General features: G+C 64.3%; 17 protein-coding genes. 5 read left to right on the top strand and 12 right to left on the bottom strand.

Annotation, left to right across the window (positions count from 1 at the left end; translation table 11 throughout):
* The first annotated feature begins 56 nt into the window (after nt 1-56).
* Nucleotides 57-1,346 (top strand): cation:proton antiporter, encoded by a 1,290-nt coding sequence (locus C6V82_RS05875; RefSeq protein ID WP_102588861.1) that lies wholly within the window; start codon nt 57-59, stop codon nt 1,344-1,346.
* 65 nt (nt 1,347-1,411) lie between these two features.
* Here C6V82_RS05875 and C6V82_RS05870 read toward each other — a convergent pair whose 3' ends face one another.
* From C6V82_RS05870 to C6V82_RS05855, 4 genes are all read right to left on the bottom strand, one after another.
* Nucleotides 1,412-1,729, bottom strand: coding sequence for a DMT family transporter (locus tag C6V82_RS05870; protein WP_102588860.1), 318 nt, complete (start codon nt 1,727-1,729; stop codon nt 1,412-1,414).
* A 162-nt stretch (nt 1,730-1,891) separates the two neighbouring features.
* Nucleotides 1,892-3,079, bottom strand: a complete 1,188-nt coding sequence (locus C6V82_RS05865) for an extracellular catalytic domain type 1 short-chain-length polyhydroxyalkanoate depolymerase (protein ID WP_102588859.1) — start codon at nt 3,077-3,079, stop codon at nt 1,892-1,894.
* A gap of 23 nt (nt 3,080-3,102) precedes the next feature.
* Nucleotides 3,103-3,519 carry a CopG family transcriptional regulator gene (locus C6V82_RS05860; RefSeq protein WP_102588858.1) on the bottom strand — a complete coding sequence of 139 codons (417 nt, stop codon included), beginning with the start codon at nt 3,517-3,519 and terminating at the stop codon, nt 3,103-3,105.
* Between the two features lie 205 nt (nt 3,520-3,724).
* Entirely contained in the window at nt 3,725-5,104 is a 1,380-nt protein-coding gene (locus C6V82_RS05855; RefSeq protein ID WP_102588857.1) for a class II fumarate hydratase, read from the bottom strand.
* 196 nt (nt 5,105-5,300) lie between these two features.
* Between C6V82_RS05855 and C6V82_RS05850 the strand changes: the two genes are divergently transcribed.
* A complete protein-coding gene (locus C6V82_RS05850) occupies nt 5,301-5,681 on the top strand; it encodes a phasin family protein (RefSeq protein WP_102588888.1) in 381 nt (126 codons plus the stop codon).
* Between the two features lie 334 nt (nt 5,682-6,015).
* Nucleotides 6,016-6,567 carry a carboxypeptidase-like regulatory domain-containing protein gene (locus tag C6V82_RS05845; protein WP_102588856.1) on the top strand — a complete coding sequence of 184 codons (552 nt, stop codon included), beginning with the start codon at nt 6,016-6,018 and terminating at the stop codon, nt 6,565-6,567.
* A gap of 28 nt (nt 6,568-6,595) precedes the next feature.
* Here C6V82_RS05845 and hda read toward each other — a convergent pair whose 3' ends face one another.
* Both hda and C6V82_RS05835 read right to left on the bottom strand, forming a co-directional pair.
* Complete coding sequence (gene hda / locus C6V82_RS05840; protein ID WP_102588855.1) at nt 6,596-7,306, bottom strand: DnaA regulatory inactivator Hda; 711 nt, start codon at nt 7,304-7,306, stop codon at nt 6,596-6,598.
* Nucleotides 7,303-8,382, bottom strand: a complete 1,080-nt coding sequence (locus C6V82_RS05835; RefSeq protein WP_102588854.1) for an AI-2E family transporter — start codon at nt 8,380-8,382, stop codon at nt 7,303-7,305. The genes hda and C6V82_RS05835 overlap by 4 nt, the downstream gene beginning before the upstream one ends.
* A gap of 152 nt (nt 8,383-8,534) precedes the next feature.
* Here C6V82_RS05835 and purM point away from each other — a divergent pair, with 152 nt between their 5' ends.
* On the top strand, nt 8,535-9,602 hold the full coding sequence (gene purM / locus C6V82_RS05830) for a phosphoribosylformylglycinamidine cyclo-ligase (RefSeq protein ID WP_102588853.1): 1,068 nt from the start codon (nt 8,535-8,537) through the stop codon (nt 9,600-9,602).
* A 20-nt stretch (nt 9,603-9,622) separates the two neighbouring features.
* Entirely contained in the window at nt 9,623-10,357 is a 735-nt protein-coding gene (purN, locus tag C6V82_RS05825; RefSeq protein WP_102588887.1) for a phosphoribosylglycinamide formyltransferase, read from the top strand.
* Between the two features lie 171 nt (nt 10,358-10,528).
* On the opposite strand, the gene dcd is transcribed toward purN, so the two are convergent.
* The 6 genes from dcd to C6V82_RS05795 form a co-directional block, all read right to left on the bottom strand.
* Complete coding sequence (gene dcd / locus C6V82_RS05820; protein ID WP_102588852.1) at nt 10,529-11,095, bottom strand: dCTP deaminase; 567 nt, start codon at nt 11,093-11,095, stop codon at nt 10,529-10,531.
* 160 nt (nt 11,096-11,255) lie between these two features.
* Nucleotides 11,256-12,077, bottom strand: a complete 822-nt coding sequence (gene apbC / locus C6V82_RS05815) for an iron-sulfur cluster carrier protein ApbC (RefSeq protein ID WP_268248433.1) — start codon at nt 12,075-12,077, stop codon at nt 11,256-11,258.
* A gap of 80 nt (nt 12,078-12,157) precedes the next feature.
* Nucleotides 12,158-13,270, bottom strand: coding sequence for a coiled-coil domain-containing protein (locus tag C6V82_RS05810; protein ID WP_102588850.1), 1,113 nt, complete (start codon nt 13,268-13,270; stop codon nt 12,158-12,160).
* Nucleotides 13,271-13,404: 134 nt separating this feature from the next.
* Nucleotides 13,405-14,163: an RNA pseudouridine synthase gene (locus C6V82_RS05805; RefSeq protein ID WP_102588849.1), complete on the bottom strand. Its 759-nt coding sequence runs from the start codon at nt 14,161-14,163 to the stop codon at nt 13,405-13,407.
* Nucleotides 14,160-14,573 (bottom strand): alternative ribosome rescue aminoacyl-tRNA hydrolase ArfB, encoded by a 414-nt coding sequence (gene arfB, locus C6V82_RS05800; protein WP_102588848.1) that lies wholly within the window; start codon nt 14,571-14,573, stop codon nt 14,160-14,162. Before arfB ends, C6V82_RS05805 begins: the two co-directional genes overlap by 4 nt.
* A 61-nt stretch (nt 14,574-14,634) precedes the next feature.
* Nucleotides 14,635-15,309, bottom strand: coding sequence for a polyamine aminopropyltransferase (locus C6V82_RS05795; RefSeq protein WP_102588847.1), 675 nt, complete (start codon nt 15,307-15,309; stop codon nt 14,635-14,637).
* Nucleotides 15,310-15,320 lie beyond the last annotated feature (11 nt).

Below are 15,320 nucleotides of genomic sequence, written 5' to 3'. Positions count from 1 at the left end.
TTCACGCCGGCCTGGAGCATACTCCACTCTCGCATCCCCTACCTGCCGAGCCATCCATGACCACCGCCACCTGGTTCATCCTGATTGGATCGCTGCTCCTGATCGTGGGGTTTACCTTTTCCTATATCAGACGCGTGCCGGCCACCTCGGCCATCGTGTATCTCCTCATCGGTTCCATCGTCGGACCCATGGGCTTTGCGCTGTTTCACTTCAACCCGCTGGAAGAGTCGGCCCTGCTGGAGCTTCTGACGGAGATCGCCGTACTCATCTCGCTGTATTGCGCCGGCGTGAAGATGCCGGCGCCGGTCACCTTCAAGCGCTGGCGAAATCCTCTGCAACTGGCCGTGGTGTCCATGTCGCTTACCGTCGGGCTGGTCGCGCTGTTCGGCTACTACTGGCTGGCGCTACCGCTTGGCGCGGCGGTATTGCTGGGTGCCGTGGTCGCGCCGACCGACCCGGTACTGGCGACCGAGGTTCAGGTGAGACACGCCGACGACTCGGACGAGCTGCGGTTCGCCCTGACCTGCGAGGCCGGAATGAACGACGGCAGCGCCTTTCCGTTCGTGATGCTCGGCCTCGGGCTTCTGGGCCTGCATGATCTGGGTGATGCCGGATGGCGATGGCTGGCGGTGGATGTGCTCTGGGCAAGCGGTGCCGGCATCGGCATCGGCATTCTGGCAGGCATGGGGGTCGGTTGGCTCGTCGAGAGAATACGTGCGCATTTCTCAACCGTTACCTTTCTGGAGAGCTTTCTCGGCCTGGGGCTCATCGCGTTCGCCTATGGCATCAGCCTGCTGGTGGATGCCTGGGGCTTTCTTGCGGTATTCAGCGCCGCCGTGGCATTGCGGCATACCGAACTGAAGTTGGCCGGCCTGAAACAGGACTACTCGGCGCCGGTCGAGCCAGGCCAGGAGGGTAAACCACTGCCCCTTGCGGACCTGCACATCAGCGAGAGTTCGCTGGTCTTCAACGAGCACCTGGAGCGGCTGTCGGAAATCGTGCTGGTGCTGCTGATCGGCGGCTCGCTGTTCTGGGATTCCTGGAGTTGGCGAGCCGTGGGCTTTGCGGCGTTCGTGTTCTTTGTCGCCCGCCCCGTCAGTGTGCACCTTGGGCTGCTGGGAACCCGATCGCCCATGCGCCTGCGCAATCTCGCCGGCTGGTTCGGGGTGCGGGGCATCGGCTCGCTGTACTATCTGATGTATGCCATCCAGCACGGGCTGCCGGAGGAGATCGCCCTGGAATTGATTCATCTGACGCTGGCCGTGGTGGCCTTGTCGATTGTGGTTCACGGGGTAAGCGTCAAGCCCGCCATCGATCGCTTCTGGCGCTCACGCAGGCAGGGGTGATGTCGGTAGGGCGAGCCAGCGCATCCCAGGCTGGCTCGCTTTCGGTGTGTGTCTCGATCCTGGTATCAGGGGCTGGTCAGCTTCATCATTACCAGCCCGGAAACGATCAACACCGCCGCCATGACCCGCCCGGCATTGACCGGTTCCGCCAGCAGGGTGATGCCGACCAGAAAGGCCCCGACGGCGCCTATGCCGGTCCAGATGGTGTAGGCGGTGCCGAGCGGGATGGTGCGCATGGCGACGGCCAGCAGCCAGAAGCTGCCCGCCATGGTGATGACCATGATCACTGTCGGCACCAGCCGGGTGAAGCCATCGGACTGCTTCATCGAGAAAGCCCAGACGACTTCCAGCACACCGGCGACAAGAAGATAGAACCAGGACATTTGCCCCTCCTTCATTCAACAGGGCCAGGCCGTCCTGGAATCTAGTACCCATCTGGCATCTACTGCCCATGATGGCGGAGGTCGTCCTCCTGAAACAGGCGACATGAAACCTCAATGGGGTGATTCAGGCAACCCTTCGCCCTCCGTGTGTGGCGTGTCGGTTCACGCCGGGTTTGCCTCATTCCGATGATGGAGGCGGTGGTGATGGAGTCGAAAGAAGCGCAGCATCTCGCGGGTGGCATCGGGCCCCTTGGGGTCGGTATGGCTACCCCGTTCACTTCCCCCGGACCAGGCGTGCCCGGCGCCCTCGATGCGCCAATGCTCCAGGCGCGGCGTGCCCTTCGCGTCATGATGCGTGGTACGTACATAGCCATGGCCATTGACCACTTGCCCCCGCTCCACCGTCACCCGAGCGCCCTCATGCCGGTTGGCCGAGTCGCCGGTTCGGCGTGAGGCGGCGTATTGGGCGGCAACGCGATCCGCATTGCTTGGGTGCACGGTGGGATCACGGTCGCCATGAAAGATGATGACCGGCACATCCGAGGCCCAACCGGATGCTCGCGCTGCCCCAGCGCCACCCAGTGGACTCTTGCCTCCCTGCATCGCACCCAGGGCATCGGGCAGGCTCTGGGCCACACCGTGAGGCAGCCCGGAGTGCACACCCACCGCCGCAAACAGATCCGGGTATGTCATCGCCAATGTCGTTGCCATGGCACCGCCTGCCGAGAGTCCGGCGACATACACCCGGCCTGCATCCAGCCCATGGGTAGCAATGACCTGACGGGCCATGCCGGCAAGGATTGCCGGCTCACCGCCCTCGCGCTGCTGATCCTGGGCCTTGAACCAATTCCAGCACTTTGAACTGTTGGCGGTCAGCGGCTGGGCTGGATAGAGCACGCAAAACAGTTGCTCTTCCGCCAGTCGGTTCATGTTGGTTCCGGCGGCGAAGTCATCGGGATCCTGCGTGCAGCCGTGCAGCATGACCACCAGCGGCCGCGCCTGGCCATGATAGCCGCTTGGGATATACAGCTTGTAGTCGCGGGTGCCGGCCGTATTGCTGAAGCGACCGCTGGTGAATGTGCCGGGCCCTGCTCGCTTGGTTGCGCCCCGCGCCTGATCGCTGCGCGCCGCGGACTCACCGGAAGCCGATCCCGATCCCGACACCGCATCGTCGATGACCCGGCAGGATCCCTCGAAGGTATCGCCGGTACGATGCGCGTGCTGCGGCTGTTGCTCGGCGGTGGCCCCAGGCTGGGTGCCCTGCAGGATGGCCATGGCCTCGTGCAACTTCCCGGCGCGGGTTAGCCGCGTGGCTTCTTCCATCCGTTGCGTCATGGTGGCGTCGATCATCGTCGTTGTTCCTGTGCACTGGTTCAGTGGATGCGATCCGCCAACGCGGCTTTTACCGCGGCGCTTGCATGCAAGGCGCCCAATACGACCACCGACTCGATGGTGGCACGGGCGAGCTCTGGTGATACGTCATCGGCGATGCTCGCCATGCCAAGCACCTGTATCTGCAAGGTCTCTCCCGCCGACTGCAGTGCTTCGAGATCCGCGCGGCTGTAATTGGCAAGACCCAGCACGAACGCCTTGCGAGTCACGGTCTCCCGGACCACGTCGGCGTGGGTCGCCAGCTGGTTGCGAATGGCCGTGCGAATCAGGTCGGTCCGGTTGGAATAGAACCCCTCCTGGACCAGCAGATCGATCTGTCCCAGGTCGATGACTCCCAGGTTGATGGTGATCTTCTCGCTGGAGTCGCCGCTCTTGCGGCGCAGCTCATGCACGCTCATGTGTGATACCTCGTTGGCCCTGGGTAACAGCCTTGTGGCGTTTGAACTTCTCATTGGCATCCCCTTACCATCCATATGGATGGTATATGGATGTCATGTTAGGCCAGTTGGAATAATAGTCAACTCGTAAAACGAAAACGTCCCACCGATCGGTGGGACGTCTGGCAAGTGCCGGGAAGCGTTTTTGGTCTCTACCCGCGGCGGGTCAACCGGGATTTCCGCCTCGCGTCAGCGTCGCCGGGTCGAGCAGGCGTTCGAGTTCCTCCCGGGTGAGGTCGGTTTCCTCGCAGGCCACGTCGATGATCGGGCGGCCCGCCTGGTAGGCCTGCTTGGCAATGGCCGCGGCGGCGTTGTAGCCGATCACCGAGTTCAGCGCGGTGACCAGGATCGGGTTCTTCGCCAGCGGCTTGGCAAGTTCGTCCTCGCGCACCTTGAAGGTGGCGATGGCACGGTCGGCGAGCAGCCGCGAGGTATTGGCCATCAGGGTGATCGAGGTGTGCAGGTTGTGGGCCACCAGCGGCAGCATGACGTTGAGCTGGAAGTTGCCGCTCTGTCCCGCCACCGTGACCGCCGTGTCCAGGCCGATCACCTGGGCGGCTGCCTGAGCGGCGGATTCGGGAATCACCGGATTGACCTTGCCTGGCATGATCGAACTGCCCGGCTGCAGTGCCTCGAGCTCGATCTCGCCGAGCCCGGCCAGTGGCCCGGAGTTCATCCAGCGCAGGTCGTTGGCGATCTTCATGACCACGCAGGCAAGCCCCTTGAGCTGCCCGGAGAGCTCCACCGCCGCATCCTGGGAGGCGAGGCTGGCAAAGAAACTGTCGTTGGGAGTAAGCGCAAGCCCCGTCTGCTCGGCAAGGTCGCGCGCCATCCGCTCGGCAAACTCGGGGTGGGCGTTGATCCCAGTGCCCACCGCCGTGCCGCCCTGGGCCAGCCGGCATACCCTGACAAGCGCGCTGTCGAGGCGCTCGATGGCGGCCCCCACCTGGCTCGACCAGGCACCCAGTTCCTGGCTCATGCGCAGCGGCATGGCATCCATCAGGTGGGTACGTCCGGTCTTGACCACGCCATCCAGCTCGCTTGCCCGCGTGTCGATGGTGGCGCGCAGATGCTCGAGCGCCGGGCGCAGCTCTCGGGTCACCGCCAACGCCGCGGAGAGATGAATGGCGGTGGGAATCACGTCGTTACTCGACTGGCCCATGTTGACGTGATCGTTGGGCCCCACTTCGGCCCCTTGCTGGCTTGCCAGGCTCGCGATCACCTCATTGACGTTCATGTTGCTCGACGTGCCGGAGCCGGTCTGGAAGACATCCACCGGGAACTGGTCGTCATGCTGGCCATCGATGATGCGCTGTGCCGCGGCGATGATGGCGGACGCGCGTTCGTCATCGAGTTGGCCGAGGTCGCGATTGACCCTGGCCGCCGCCAGCTTGATACGCGCGATGGCGTGAATGAAGGCCACCGGCATGGGCTGGCCGGACACCGGAAAGTTGTTCACGGCTCGCTGGGTCTGGGCGCCGTACAGGGCCGTTGCCGGCACCTCGAGCTCTCCCATGCTGTCGCGTTCGCGCCGGGTATCGCTCATGGTCGCCTCCTCTCGAATGATTGATGTCGACAGATGTTGCACTGCACAAACAGCTCTGCTATTGTGCACTGCAACAGAGAAGGGAAAGGGCAGTAACGAACGCCCCAACCCACTCTCCACACAGATTTTACGCTCCATCACGCTTCGCTCCGAAACGCGAAGCGGAAATCACAGAACCTCAGGAGGTTCCACCATGATGAACGCCTTCAACTTCGACACCAAGCAGTTTGACACCAAGCAATTCGAAGCCATGTTCTTCGGCCCGGCACGCGCCTACGCTGCCCTGACCGTCGACTACACCGAGAAGCTGGCCAACGCTCAGCTCGACGCCACCAAGGCTTACACCGACACTGGCCTGGCCCAGCTGCGCACCCTGATGAACGTCAAGGATGCCGAAGGCCTGCGCGCCTACATGGAAGGCCAGCAGAAAGTGGCCAAGGACCTGGCCGAGCGCATGAAGGGCGACGCCGAGAAGGTTGTTTCCCTGCAGCAGGATTTCGTTCAGCAGAGCCAGAAACTGACCGAAGATAACGTCCAGCAGGCCCAGGCAACCGCCACCAAGGCTGCCCAGAAGTAAACCGCTTCCCCTTGGGGTAGCGCCCGCCCCGGGCTCGCGCCTGGAGGCTGGCAAACGAAACGCCGCCGACACCTTGTCGGCGGCGTTTTCGTGTGTACGCGGTTTCCCGCACGCGTTTTAGGTTACTCTCAGGGCTTGGGGAAACGCTGAACAAATCGACGAGCGAGATGAAGCGCAAGGCGCACGGAGCACAGGAACCGGAGCATATGGGGTATATGTGAGGATTCCGTCCGGGCTGGCGCACCAGCACCGCGCAACGCAGCGATTCGCTCGCGCAGGCATTTGTCAGAGTTTCCCTTGCACAGGGCGCCGACACGAACCCAAGGAGAGACCCATGACACGCTGGATAACTGTCGCGGCCGCCGCACTGATATTGACGGGTTGCGAAATCATGCCGCCTTCGAGCACCCCGACCGAGCGCATCGAGGTGATCGAGCGCGAGACGCCGCCAGCCGAGCGAGCGCCCGACGAGACGCCAACGCCTCGCGATACCGGCCGCGAACCCCGCACCGTCGCCTTCCCTGTGGGCCAGTATGCAGCGCTCGAGAAAACCGGCAGCGCGGTGATCAGCGGCCAATTGACGCTCGGCGGCCAACCGATCGCCGGCGCCGGCATATCCGCCGCTCCGGTGACCACCTACTCCGCCGAGGCGGCGGAAAAGGCACTGGCAGGCATCGCCGTGGAAGCCGCCGATCCGCGCGCGAGCGAGTACACCCATCGCACTCGCACCGATGGCAATGGCCGGTTTCGGCTGAGCGGCCTGCCCAGTGGTGAGTTCTATGTCTCGGGCAGCGGCCGCAACCCGTCGAGCGGCAGACCGCAGGTGGTCATCAAGCAGGTGACGCTTGGCAATGGCCAGCAGCTCAATGTGGAGCTTTCACGCTGAGGACACGCGCATCTGCCAAACAGCGTGATCACCAGCCAAGCGTCTGCTTGATGAAGGGAATGGTCAACTTGCGCTTGGCGGTGAGCGAGGCTCGGTCGAGTACCTCGAGGATCTCGAAGAGTTCATCGAGCCGCCGCGGGCCGCGATGCAGGATAAAGCGCGCCACCTCGTCGGGCATCTGCATGCCGCGGCCACTTGCGCGAAGTTGCAACGCCCCCAGCCGCCCGGCGTCATCCAGGCCCTGCACGTGGTAGGTCACGCCCCAGGAGAGGCGCGAGGCGAGATCCGGCAGAGTCACGGCCAGCTGGCGCGGGGGGGCTTCCGCGGCCACCAGCAGGCGCTTGCCGGCATCGCGCAGGCGATTGAAGGCGTGGAACAGCGCTTCTTCCCAGCGCTTTCGGCCGAGTACCCGTTCCAGGTCGTCGATGGCAACCAGGTCGAGCCGCTCGACCTCTTCGAGCATCAGCGGCGGAAAGTGGCCCAGCTCGTCCAGCGGCAGGTAGAGGGCCCTCAGGTCGCGGTCCGATGCCGCATGGCAGGCAGCCTGCAGCAGGTGGCTGCGTCCCACCCCCGGTTTCCCCCACAGGTACAGGAACGGCTCACCCTGCTCGTCGAACTGGTGAGCGAGCGACTCCACCATTCCGGACCCCGCCGGTGGCGAGCCAGCGTAGAAGTTGGCGAAGGTAGCGTCGTCGCGCAGCCCCACACCCAGGGGGAGTTGCGCCGGCACTCGGCTCATTGAGATTCCTTGTCCTGGATGGATGTCACGCCGTCGTCATACAGCGTGCTGTTCTTGTAGTGCTCGTGCAGATAGCGCAACACCACCATGATCATGGCGGCCACCGGCAGTGCCAGCAACACCCCGGTGAACCCGAACAGCTTGCCGCCGGCGAGCACTGCGAAGATGACCGCCACCGGGTGCAGGCCGATCTTGTCGCCGAGCAGCTTGGGTTGCAGCACCACGCTCTCAACCACCTGGCCGAAGCCGAACACCGCCGCCACGCCGAGCAGAATCAGCCAGTCGCCGAACTGGAAGAAGGCCACCACGCCCGCCACGCTGATGCCGACGATCACGCCGAGATACGGCACGATACTGGCAAGCCCGGCGAGCATGCCGATCAGCAGGCCAAAGCGCACCCCCAAAAGCGACAGGCCAATGGCGTAGATCACGCCCAGGCACAGCATGACGATGAGTTGGCCGCGCAGGAACGCCGACAGCACTTCGTCGCACTCGCCTGCCAGACGCACCGTGGCGGGTTCCCATTTGCGCGGCAACGAGTTGCGAATCTTGCCGACGATCACGTCCCAGTCGAGCAGCAGGTAGAAGGTCACCACCGGGATCAGCGCGATGTTGCCGATCCACGCCACCAGGGCGAGCCCCGAGCGGGAGACCTGCGAGAGCAGCGTGGCCGCCACGGTACCGGTTTCCTTCCAGTTGTCGACCAGCGTCTGGCGCATTTGATCGATATCGGTGGACAGATCCATGCCGGTGAGCGACTGGATACGCGGCACCACGCTGCTCTGGAACCAGTTGAGTATCACCGGCAGGGATTCGATCAATTGCCCAAGCTGGCGCCAGAGTATCGGCACCACCAGCAACAGGGTCAGGATGATCACCAGCGACAGCAGTGAAAACACCAACGTGACCGACAAACGCCGCGACAGGCCGCGGGCCTCCAGGCGGTCGGCCAGTGGGTCGCTCAGGTAGGCCAGCACCATGCTGACGAAGAACGGCATCAGCACCGGTTCGATACTGATGAAGAACCACAACATTACCGCCGCCACGCCGGCGACCACCCACCACTGTCTTTGCATCACTCTCTCCCTGTTGTCGACGCAAGCGGCGCCCGTACGGCTGCCAGCCCGGCTCCATGATGCTACAATTCCAGCCCCGATCTTGCCCACCGCACGCCGCTTCGCAAGCCGCGACAGGCGTGCCATGCCGTTGACCTTCGACAGGACCCGAGATGACCGATTCCTCTTCTTCCCGCCCTTCGCTGAGCTACAAGGATGCCGGTGTCGACATCGACGCCGGCAATGCCCTGGTCGACCGCATCAAGGGTGTGGCCAAGCGTACCACCCGCCCGGAAGTGATGGGCGGGCTGGGTGGCTTCGGCGCCCTTTGCGAACTGCCAGTTGGCTACCGTGAGCCGGTACTGGTCTCCGGTACCGATGGCGTCGGCACCAAGTTGCGCCTGGCCATGGACCTTGGACGCCACGACACCATCGGCATCGACCTTGTTGCCATGTGCGTCAATGACCTGGTGGTCGCCGGCGCCGAGCCGCTGCTGTTCCTCGACTACTATGCCACGGGCAAGCTGGATGTGGACATCGCCGCCGACGTGGTAACCGGTATCGGTGAAGGCTGCGCCCAGGCCGGCTGTGCGCTGGTGGGCGGCGAGACCGCCGAGATGCCGGGCATGTACGCAGGCAGCGACTACGACCTGGCCGGCTTCTGCGTCGGTGTGGTCGAGAAGAGCGAGATTCTCGACGGCAGCAAGGTCGCCGAGGGCGACGTGTTGCTGGGCATGGCGTCTTCCGGGCCGCACTCCAACGGCTATTCGTTGATCCGCAAGATTCTCGAGGTCAGTGACAAAGGCCTGGATACCGCCATCGATGGCGTGGCATTGGCTGACGCCTTGATGGCGCCGACGCGCATCTACGTCAAGCCGCTGCTGTCGCTGATCAAGGAGAGTGGTATCGCCGTGCATGCGCTGTCGCACATCACCGGCGGAGGCCTGACCGAAAATATCCCGCGCGTGCTGCCGGGCACCCTCGCCGCGCGCATCGACGTGACCGCCTGGCAGCGCCCGGCGGTGTTCGATTGGCTGAAGGACCAGGGCAACGTATCCGAGGCAGAGATGCACCGGGTACTCAACTGCGGCATCGGCATGGTGGTGGTGGTGCCGGCCGACAAGGCCGACCAGGCCCGCGCCCACCTGCAGGCCCAGGGGGAGACCGTGTATCGCCTCGGCGAGATCGTCGCCCGCGAGGGTGACGAGGAACAGGTCCGGCTGGAGAATCTCGACGCATGAGTGATGGCATGAACGACGGCATGAGTGACACGAGCTACCGGAGCGACACCCTGGGAGACTTCACACCCGAGCCTTCCGACGTGCGCCGCGTGGTGGTGTTGATCTCGGGCAGCGGCAGCAACCTGCAGGCGCTGATCGATGCCCAGACCCACGATGAGCTGGGTGGCGAGATCGTCGCGGTGATTTCCAACGAGCCGGATGCCTATGGTCTTGTTCGCGCCAGGGAGGCCGGTATCGACGCGGTGGTGCTGCCCCACCGCGAGTACGAGAACCGCGATGCCTACGACGGCGCATTGATCAAGGTGATCGAGCGCCACGAGCCCGACCTGATCGTGCTGGCCGGCTTCATGCGCATTTTCACCCCGCGCTTCGTGCAGCGCTTCCTCGGCCGCATGCTCAATATCCACCCCTCGCTGCTGCCCGCCTACCAGGGGCTGCACACCCATGAGCGGGCGCTTGCCGATGGCGTGCCCGAGCATGGGTGCAGCGTGCACTTCGTGACCGAGGAACTCGATGGCGGGCCGGTGGTGGTCCAGGCGGCGGTGAACGTCGCCGAGGGCGAGACCGAGGAGACGCTGAAGGAGAAGGTGCATACCCGCGAGCACCTGATCTACCCCATTGCCGTTAAGTGGTTCCTGGAAGGCCGGCTGCGCTTCACCGCCGAGGGCGCCACCATCGACGGCCACCCGCTGCCGCCGCATGGCCTGCGCATGTCACATGCCGATGCGGCGGAAGAATTGGATGAGGATGAATGAGCGGCAAGCCCGTAGCTTATAGCCCGCGGCTCGACGGCGACGGGGCACGAAGCGGACACGCTGTGAACCCCTCCCTGGGCGCTAACTTTTTCGTCCCTGAAAAAGATGTCCGCTTCGCCCCGTCCCCTGCGCCGCTCAACTCGTAGCCCGTAGCTCCCGGCGAAGCCGGGTTCAGGTCCGGGGTAAAGTGACGCCCCGCTGCCCCATGTACTTGCCGCCGCGGTCCTTGTAGGACATCTGGCAGACTTCGTCCGATTCCAGAAACAGCATCTGCGCCACGCCTTCGTTGGCGTAGATCTTGGCGGGCAGATTGGTGGTGTTGGAGAACTCCAGGGTCACGTGCCCTTCCCACTCGGGTTCCAGCGGCGTGACGTTGACGATAATGCCGCAGCGCGCATAGGTCGACTTGCCGAGGCAGATGGTCAGCACGCTGCGCGGGATGCGGAAGTATTCCACGGTGCGTGCCAGCGCGAAGGAGTTGGGCGGAATCACACAGACATCGCCCTTGATGTCGACGAAGCTCTTTTCGTCGAACGCCTTGGGGTCGACCACCGCGGAATGGATGTTGGTGAATACCTTGAATTCATCTGCGCAGCGCACGTCGTAGCCGTAGCTCGAGGTGCCGTAGGAAATCACCCGACGATCCTCGTGATAACGCACCTGCTCGGGCTCGAAGGGCTCGATCATGCCTTCCCGCTCAGCCATGCGGCGGATCCAATTGTCGGATTTGATGCTCATCGAAATGTCCTGGTGGGTTATCGAAACAAGGTATCGAGGTGAAAAGTCGGGGCCGCCATGATAGCGGCCCCGGCGGCGGGCGTCACTGCTCGCTCAACATGCCAATCGCGGTTGAACGCATCGCGGGGCGCGGCTGCTGAGTCGCTCGGGAATGCTTCGCTCAATCGTCGCTGAAGGAGATGTCCGGCGCTGATTGCTGCTGGCCCTGCACCTGCTCGGCCACCTGCCGGGCCATGGCGCGGAAGATGCCGGTCACCTCACCATCGGGTTCCGCGACCACGCTGGGGCGACCGCCATCGACCTGCTCACGGATGGCAAGCGATAGCGGCAGGCGGCCCAGCACACGCGTCTCGTATTCCGCGGCGATACGCTCGCCACCGCCTTCACCGAAGATCGGCTCGGCGTGGCCGCACTGCGAACAGACGTGCAGGCTCATGTTCTCCACCACGCCCAATACCGGGACGTTGACCTTGCGGAACATCTCGATGCCCTTGCGGGCATCCAGCAAGGCGATGTCCTGGGGCGTGGTAACGATCACCGCGCCATCCACCGGCACCTTCTGGGCCAGTGTCAACTGGATATCACCAGTGCCGGGCGGCATGTCGATGAACAGGTAGTCGAGATTGTCCCACTCGGTCTGAGTGAGCATCTGCTGGAAGGCGCCAGCCACCATCGGACCACGCCATACCATCGGCTCGCGAATGTCGACCATGAAAGCCATCGACATCGCCTGCAGGCCGTGGGCCGACAGCGGGATGAAGTGGTTTTCGCCTGACGCTTGAGGCCGGACGCCTTCGCCCACGCCCAGCATCTGGGCCTGACTGGGTCCATGAATGTCGGCATCGAGAATGCCTACCCGGTAGCCCTCGGCGGCCATCGCCAGGGCCAGGTTGACGGTCACGGTGGATTTCCCCACCCCACCCTTGCCGGATGCCACGGCGACGATATGCTTGACCCCTTCAATCACATGCTGCTCCTCGATGACGTTTCGATGGTCGTATCATGGCACGCGGCGGACCCGAAGGCCCGCCGCGTGCAGTCGTCGAGTCAACGCGTGTGGCGTCACTCGGCGGGTTGTGGCTCCGCTTCTTCGTCGGCGGTCTCTTCGTCGGAGCTCTCTTCATTAGAGCCCTCTTCGTCGTCAGAAGACGCTGCCTCATCGGAGGAATCACCTTCTGAAGCCTGCTGACCGGAGGAGAGGTTGGACTCCAGATCGGCCAGCTCGCTGCGCCAGCTCTCGAGCTGGCCTTCAAGCCGCTCGAGCTGAGATTCCCGGCGCTCGATCTCGCCTTCGATGGCAGCCACTTCTTCGCGGCCAATCTCGATGGCCACCAGCAGGTCATCACGCTCGCTGCGCGTATTGGCCAGTTCGTCCTCGGCCTCTCCCATCTCGGAACGCAGCCCGTCGAGCTCCTCGTTCATGGCGTCACGATGCTCGGCGAGCATCTGCAGGCCTTCGTTGAGGTTGTCGCGTTGGGCTTCGGCATCGGCGATGCCTTCCTCGAGCTGCGCGAGATTGGCCTCGGCCTCTTCGATCTCGCCACCCAGTGCCTCGAGCTCCTCGGTGACCGCCTCACGCTCTTCCACGGCGGCAGCACGCGCTTCCTCGGCGGCACGGCGCGCGGATTCGGCCTCCTGGCGTTCTTCTTCGGCGGCCTGGCGAGCTTCCTCCGCTTCCTGGCGAGCGGCCTCGGCATCCTGGCGCGCCTGGTCGGCGGACTCCATGGCCTCTTCGATGGTGGCCTGCTCCTCACGGAGCGCGCCAAGGCCCTCCTCGGCGTCGGCCTGCTCGGCTTCCAGCTCTTCGATGCGGCTTTCCAGCGCATCACGCGTGGCGGTCAACTCCTCCACCCGTGCGGTGCTATCGGTGATCTCCTGCTGAATCTGCTCGTTCTGGGTTTCGGCGTCCTGGCGCTGCTGGTCAAGTTCGTCCAGCTGAGCTTCCAGCGCCTCGATCTCCATACCGGCTTCGTCACGCTCATCGAGCCGGCTTTCCAGTGTCTGATTCTGCTCCTGAAGGGTGGCAAGCTCGGCTTCAAGGGACTCCCTTGCCTCCTTGTGAGAACTGCCGCTGGACTGCGCGACGATGGCCCATATCACGGCGATGACCGCCACGGCACCAAGCCCCTTGACCCGGTTATCCTTGAACAGTGAGTTCTGTGAGGTTTCCGACATGCGACGTTTCCTCTCTCTGGTTCAGGCTGCGATTCGGTTCCGATTGGCACGGGCCGCTCGGTATTGTTGTATCACGACCAGCATACATAGCCCGCCGGAAAGGGGAAAGCTGAGTGGTCTGTGGTGGTGATTCGCTAGAATCGCTCGTCGACTCGCAGATATCGCCACTGCCCTGCCGGCACCCGAGCCAGCGACACCCCGCCGATGCGCAGCCGCTTGATGGTCACCACGCCAAGCCCGAGTGCCGCGCACATGGCCTGAACCTGCCCAGGCACCATGCCCTTCACCGCAACGCGCAGGCGCGTCTCGCTTTGCCAGCTTACCTTGCCGGGGGCGAATTGCTTGCCGGGTAGCGCCGTGCCCCGGCACAGGCTTTCCAACTGTGCCGCATCGAGGGTGCCGGTCACTTCGACCAGCCACTCCTGCTCCAGGCGCGAGGTGTCCTCGGCGAGGCGACGAATCACCCGACGATCCTGGCTGAACACCCACAACCCCTGCTCTCCCGGCGAGAGGGAAAGCAATGCCTGCTGGCCACGAAAGTGGGCCTTGAGCGGGGTGCGGCGGTCCGGATCATCGGCCCAGTGGGTATCATGGGTCAGCCATTGGCGGGCCAGCGAAGCAGCGTGTGCCTGTTCACTGCTGGCGGTGTCGGGCGCCGAGAACTCATCGGGGCCGACATGCACCAGCAGCGTGGCGGGGGGAATCTCCTCGACGCGTGCGCCTTTGGCAAGCTCCAGGGTCTGCGTGGAGATCTTGAACTGCGGCTCCTCGACGACCTGGCCATCCAGGCGCACCCAGCCGCCGGCGATGTAGCGCTCGGCGTCGCGCCGCGAGCAGCCAAGAGTACGCGCCAGCCGCTTCGACAGGCGCTCGGTGGGTGAGGTGTCGTTCACAGGTCCACCTTCCCGCGCAGGGCCTTGTGCTGGCCGCGCTTCTTCTTGCTTTCCAGGCGGCGCTTCTTGGAACCCTTGGTCGGGCGGGTGGCGATACGCTTCTTCGGCGCGAACATCACGCTCTTGATCAGTGACTTCAGGCGCGCTATCGCCTCGGCGCGGTTACGCTCCTGGGTGCGGTGGGTCTGCGCCTTGATGATCACCACGCCGTCGCGGGTAATGCGCTGATCTCCCAGCGTCAGAAGCTTCTCCTTGAAGCCCTCTGGCAGGCTCGAGGCGCGGATGTCGAAGCGCAGATGAATCGCCGTTGACACCTTGTTGACGTTCTGGCCGCCGCTGCCCTGGGCGCGAACCGCCTGCAGCTCGATCTCGTGATCGGGAATGACCACCTGGCGGGAAAGCTCCAGCATGTTGATACCTCTTGATGTCCTGTCCACTCGATGACATGCACCAACGCCACGCCCGCTGGGCTCAGCTGGCAAGCCATATGCAGTGTCGCGCGCCCTTGCCGGGACGATGGGCGCGCACCATGACCTCCTCGACCGTGAGGCCGGTACGCCGCAGGCGCTCGCTGAACGCCGGGTCCTGGCCCGCCGACCATACCGCCAGCACACCATCGGCGCGCAGCGCTCGCTGGGCGGCGGCGAGCCCCTTGGGTGAATAGAGCTGGTCATTCTCACGGCGTGTCAGCCCTTCAGGGCCATTGTCGACGTCGAGCATGATGGCGTCGAAGCCCGCCGGCTCGCGGCGGATCAACTCGCCCACATCCCCCAGGTTGACCCGGGTGCGTGGGTCATTCAGCGGATACCCGGCCGCCGCCCCGAGCGGTCCGCGATTCCACCCGACCACGCCTGGCACCAGTTCCGCCACCACCACCTCGGCATCGCTGCCAAGGCAGCCAAGCGCCGCCGCCAGCGTGAAGCCCATGCCGAGCCCACCCACCAGCACGCGGGCCGCGGGACGTTCGGCGACGCGTCGGCAGGCAAGCTCGGCCAGCGCATCCTCGGAGCCATGCAAGCGCGTGTTCATCAACTCGCCACTCTTGCCGGCGATACGAATCGAGAATTCGTCATTTCGCTGTAACAGGCGCAGCTCACTGCCCTGTCCGGGAATCTCGGCGGTACCGATCTGTTCGAATTTGGCCATGCTATGGAGTG

Source organism: Halomonas urumqiensis, assembly GCF_003028575.1.
In the GTDB taxonomy this organism is placed as follows: Bacteria; Pseudomonadota; Gammaproteobacteria; order Pseudomonadales; family Halomonadaceae; genus Halomonas; species Halomonas urumqiensis.
Note: the sequence above shows the minus strand (reverse complement) of the source record. Positions and strands in the feature narration are given on the sequence as shown.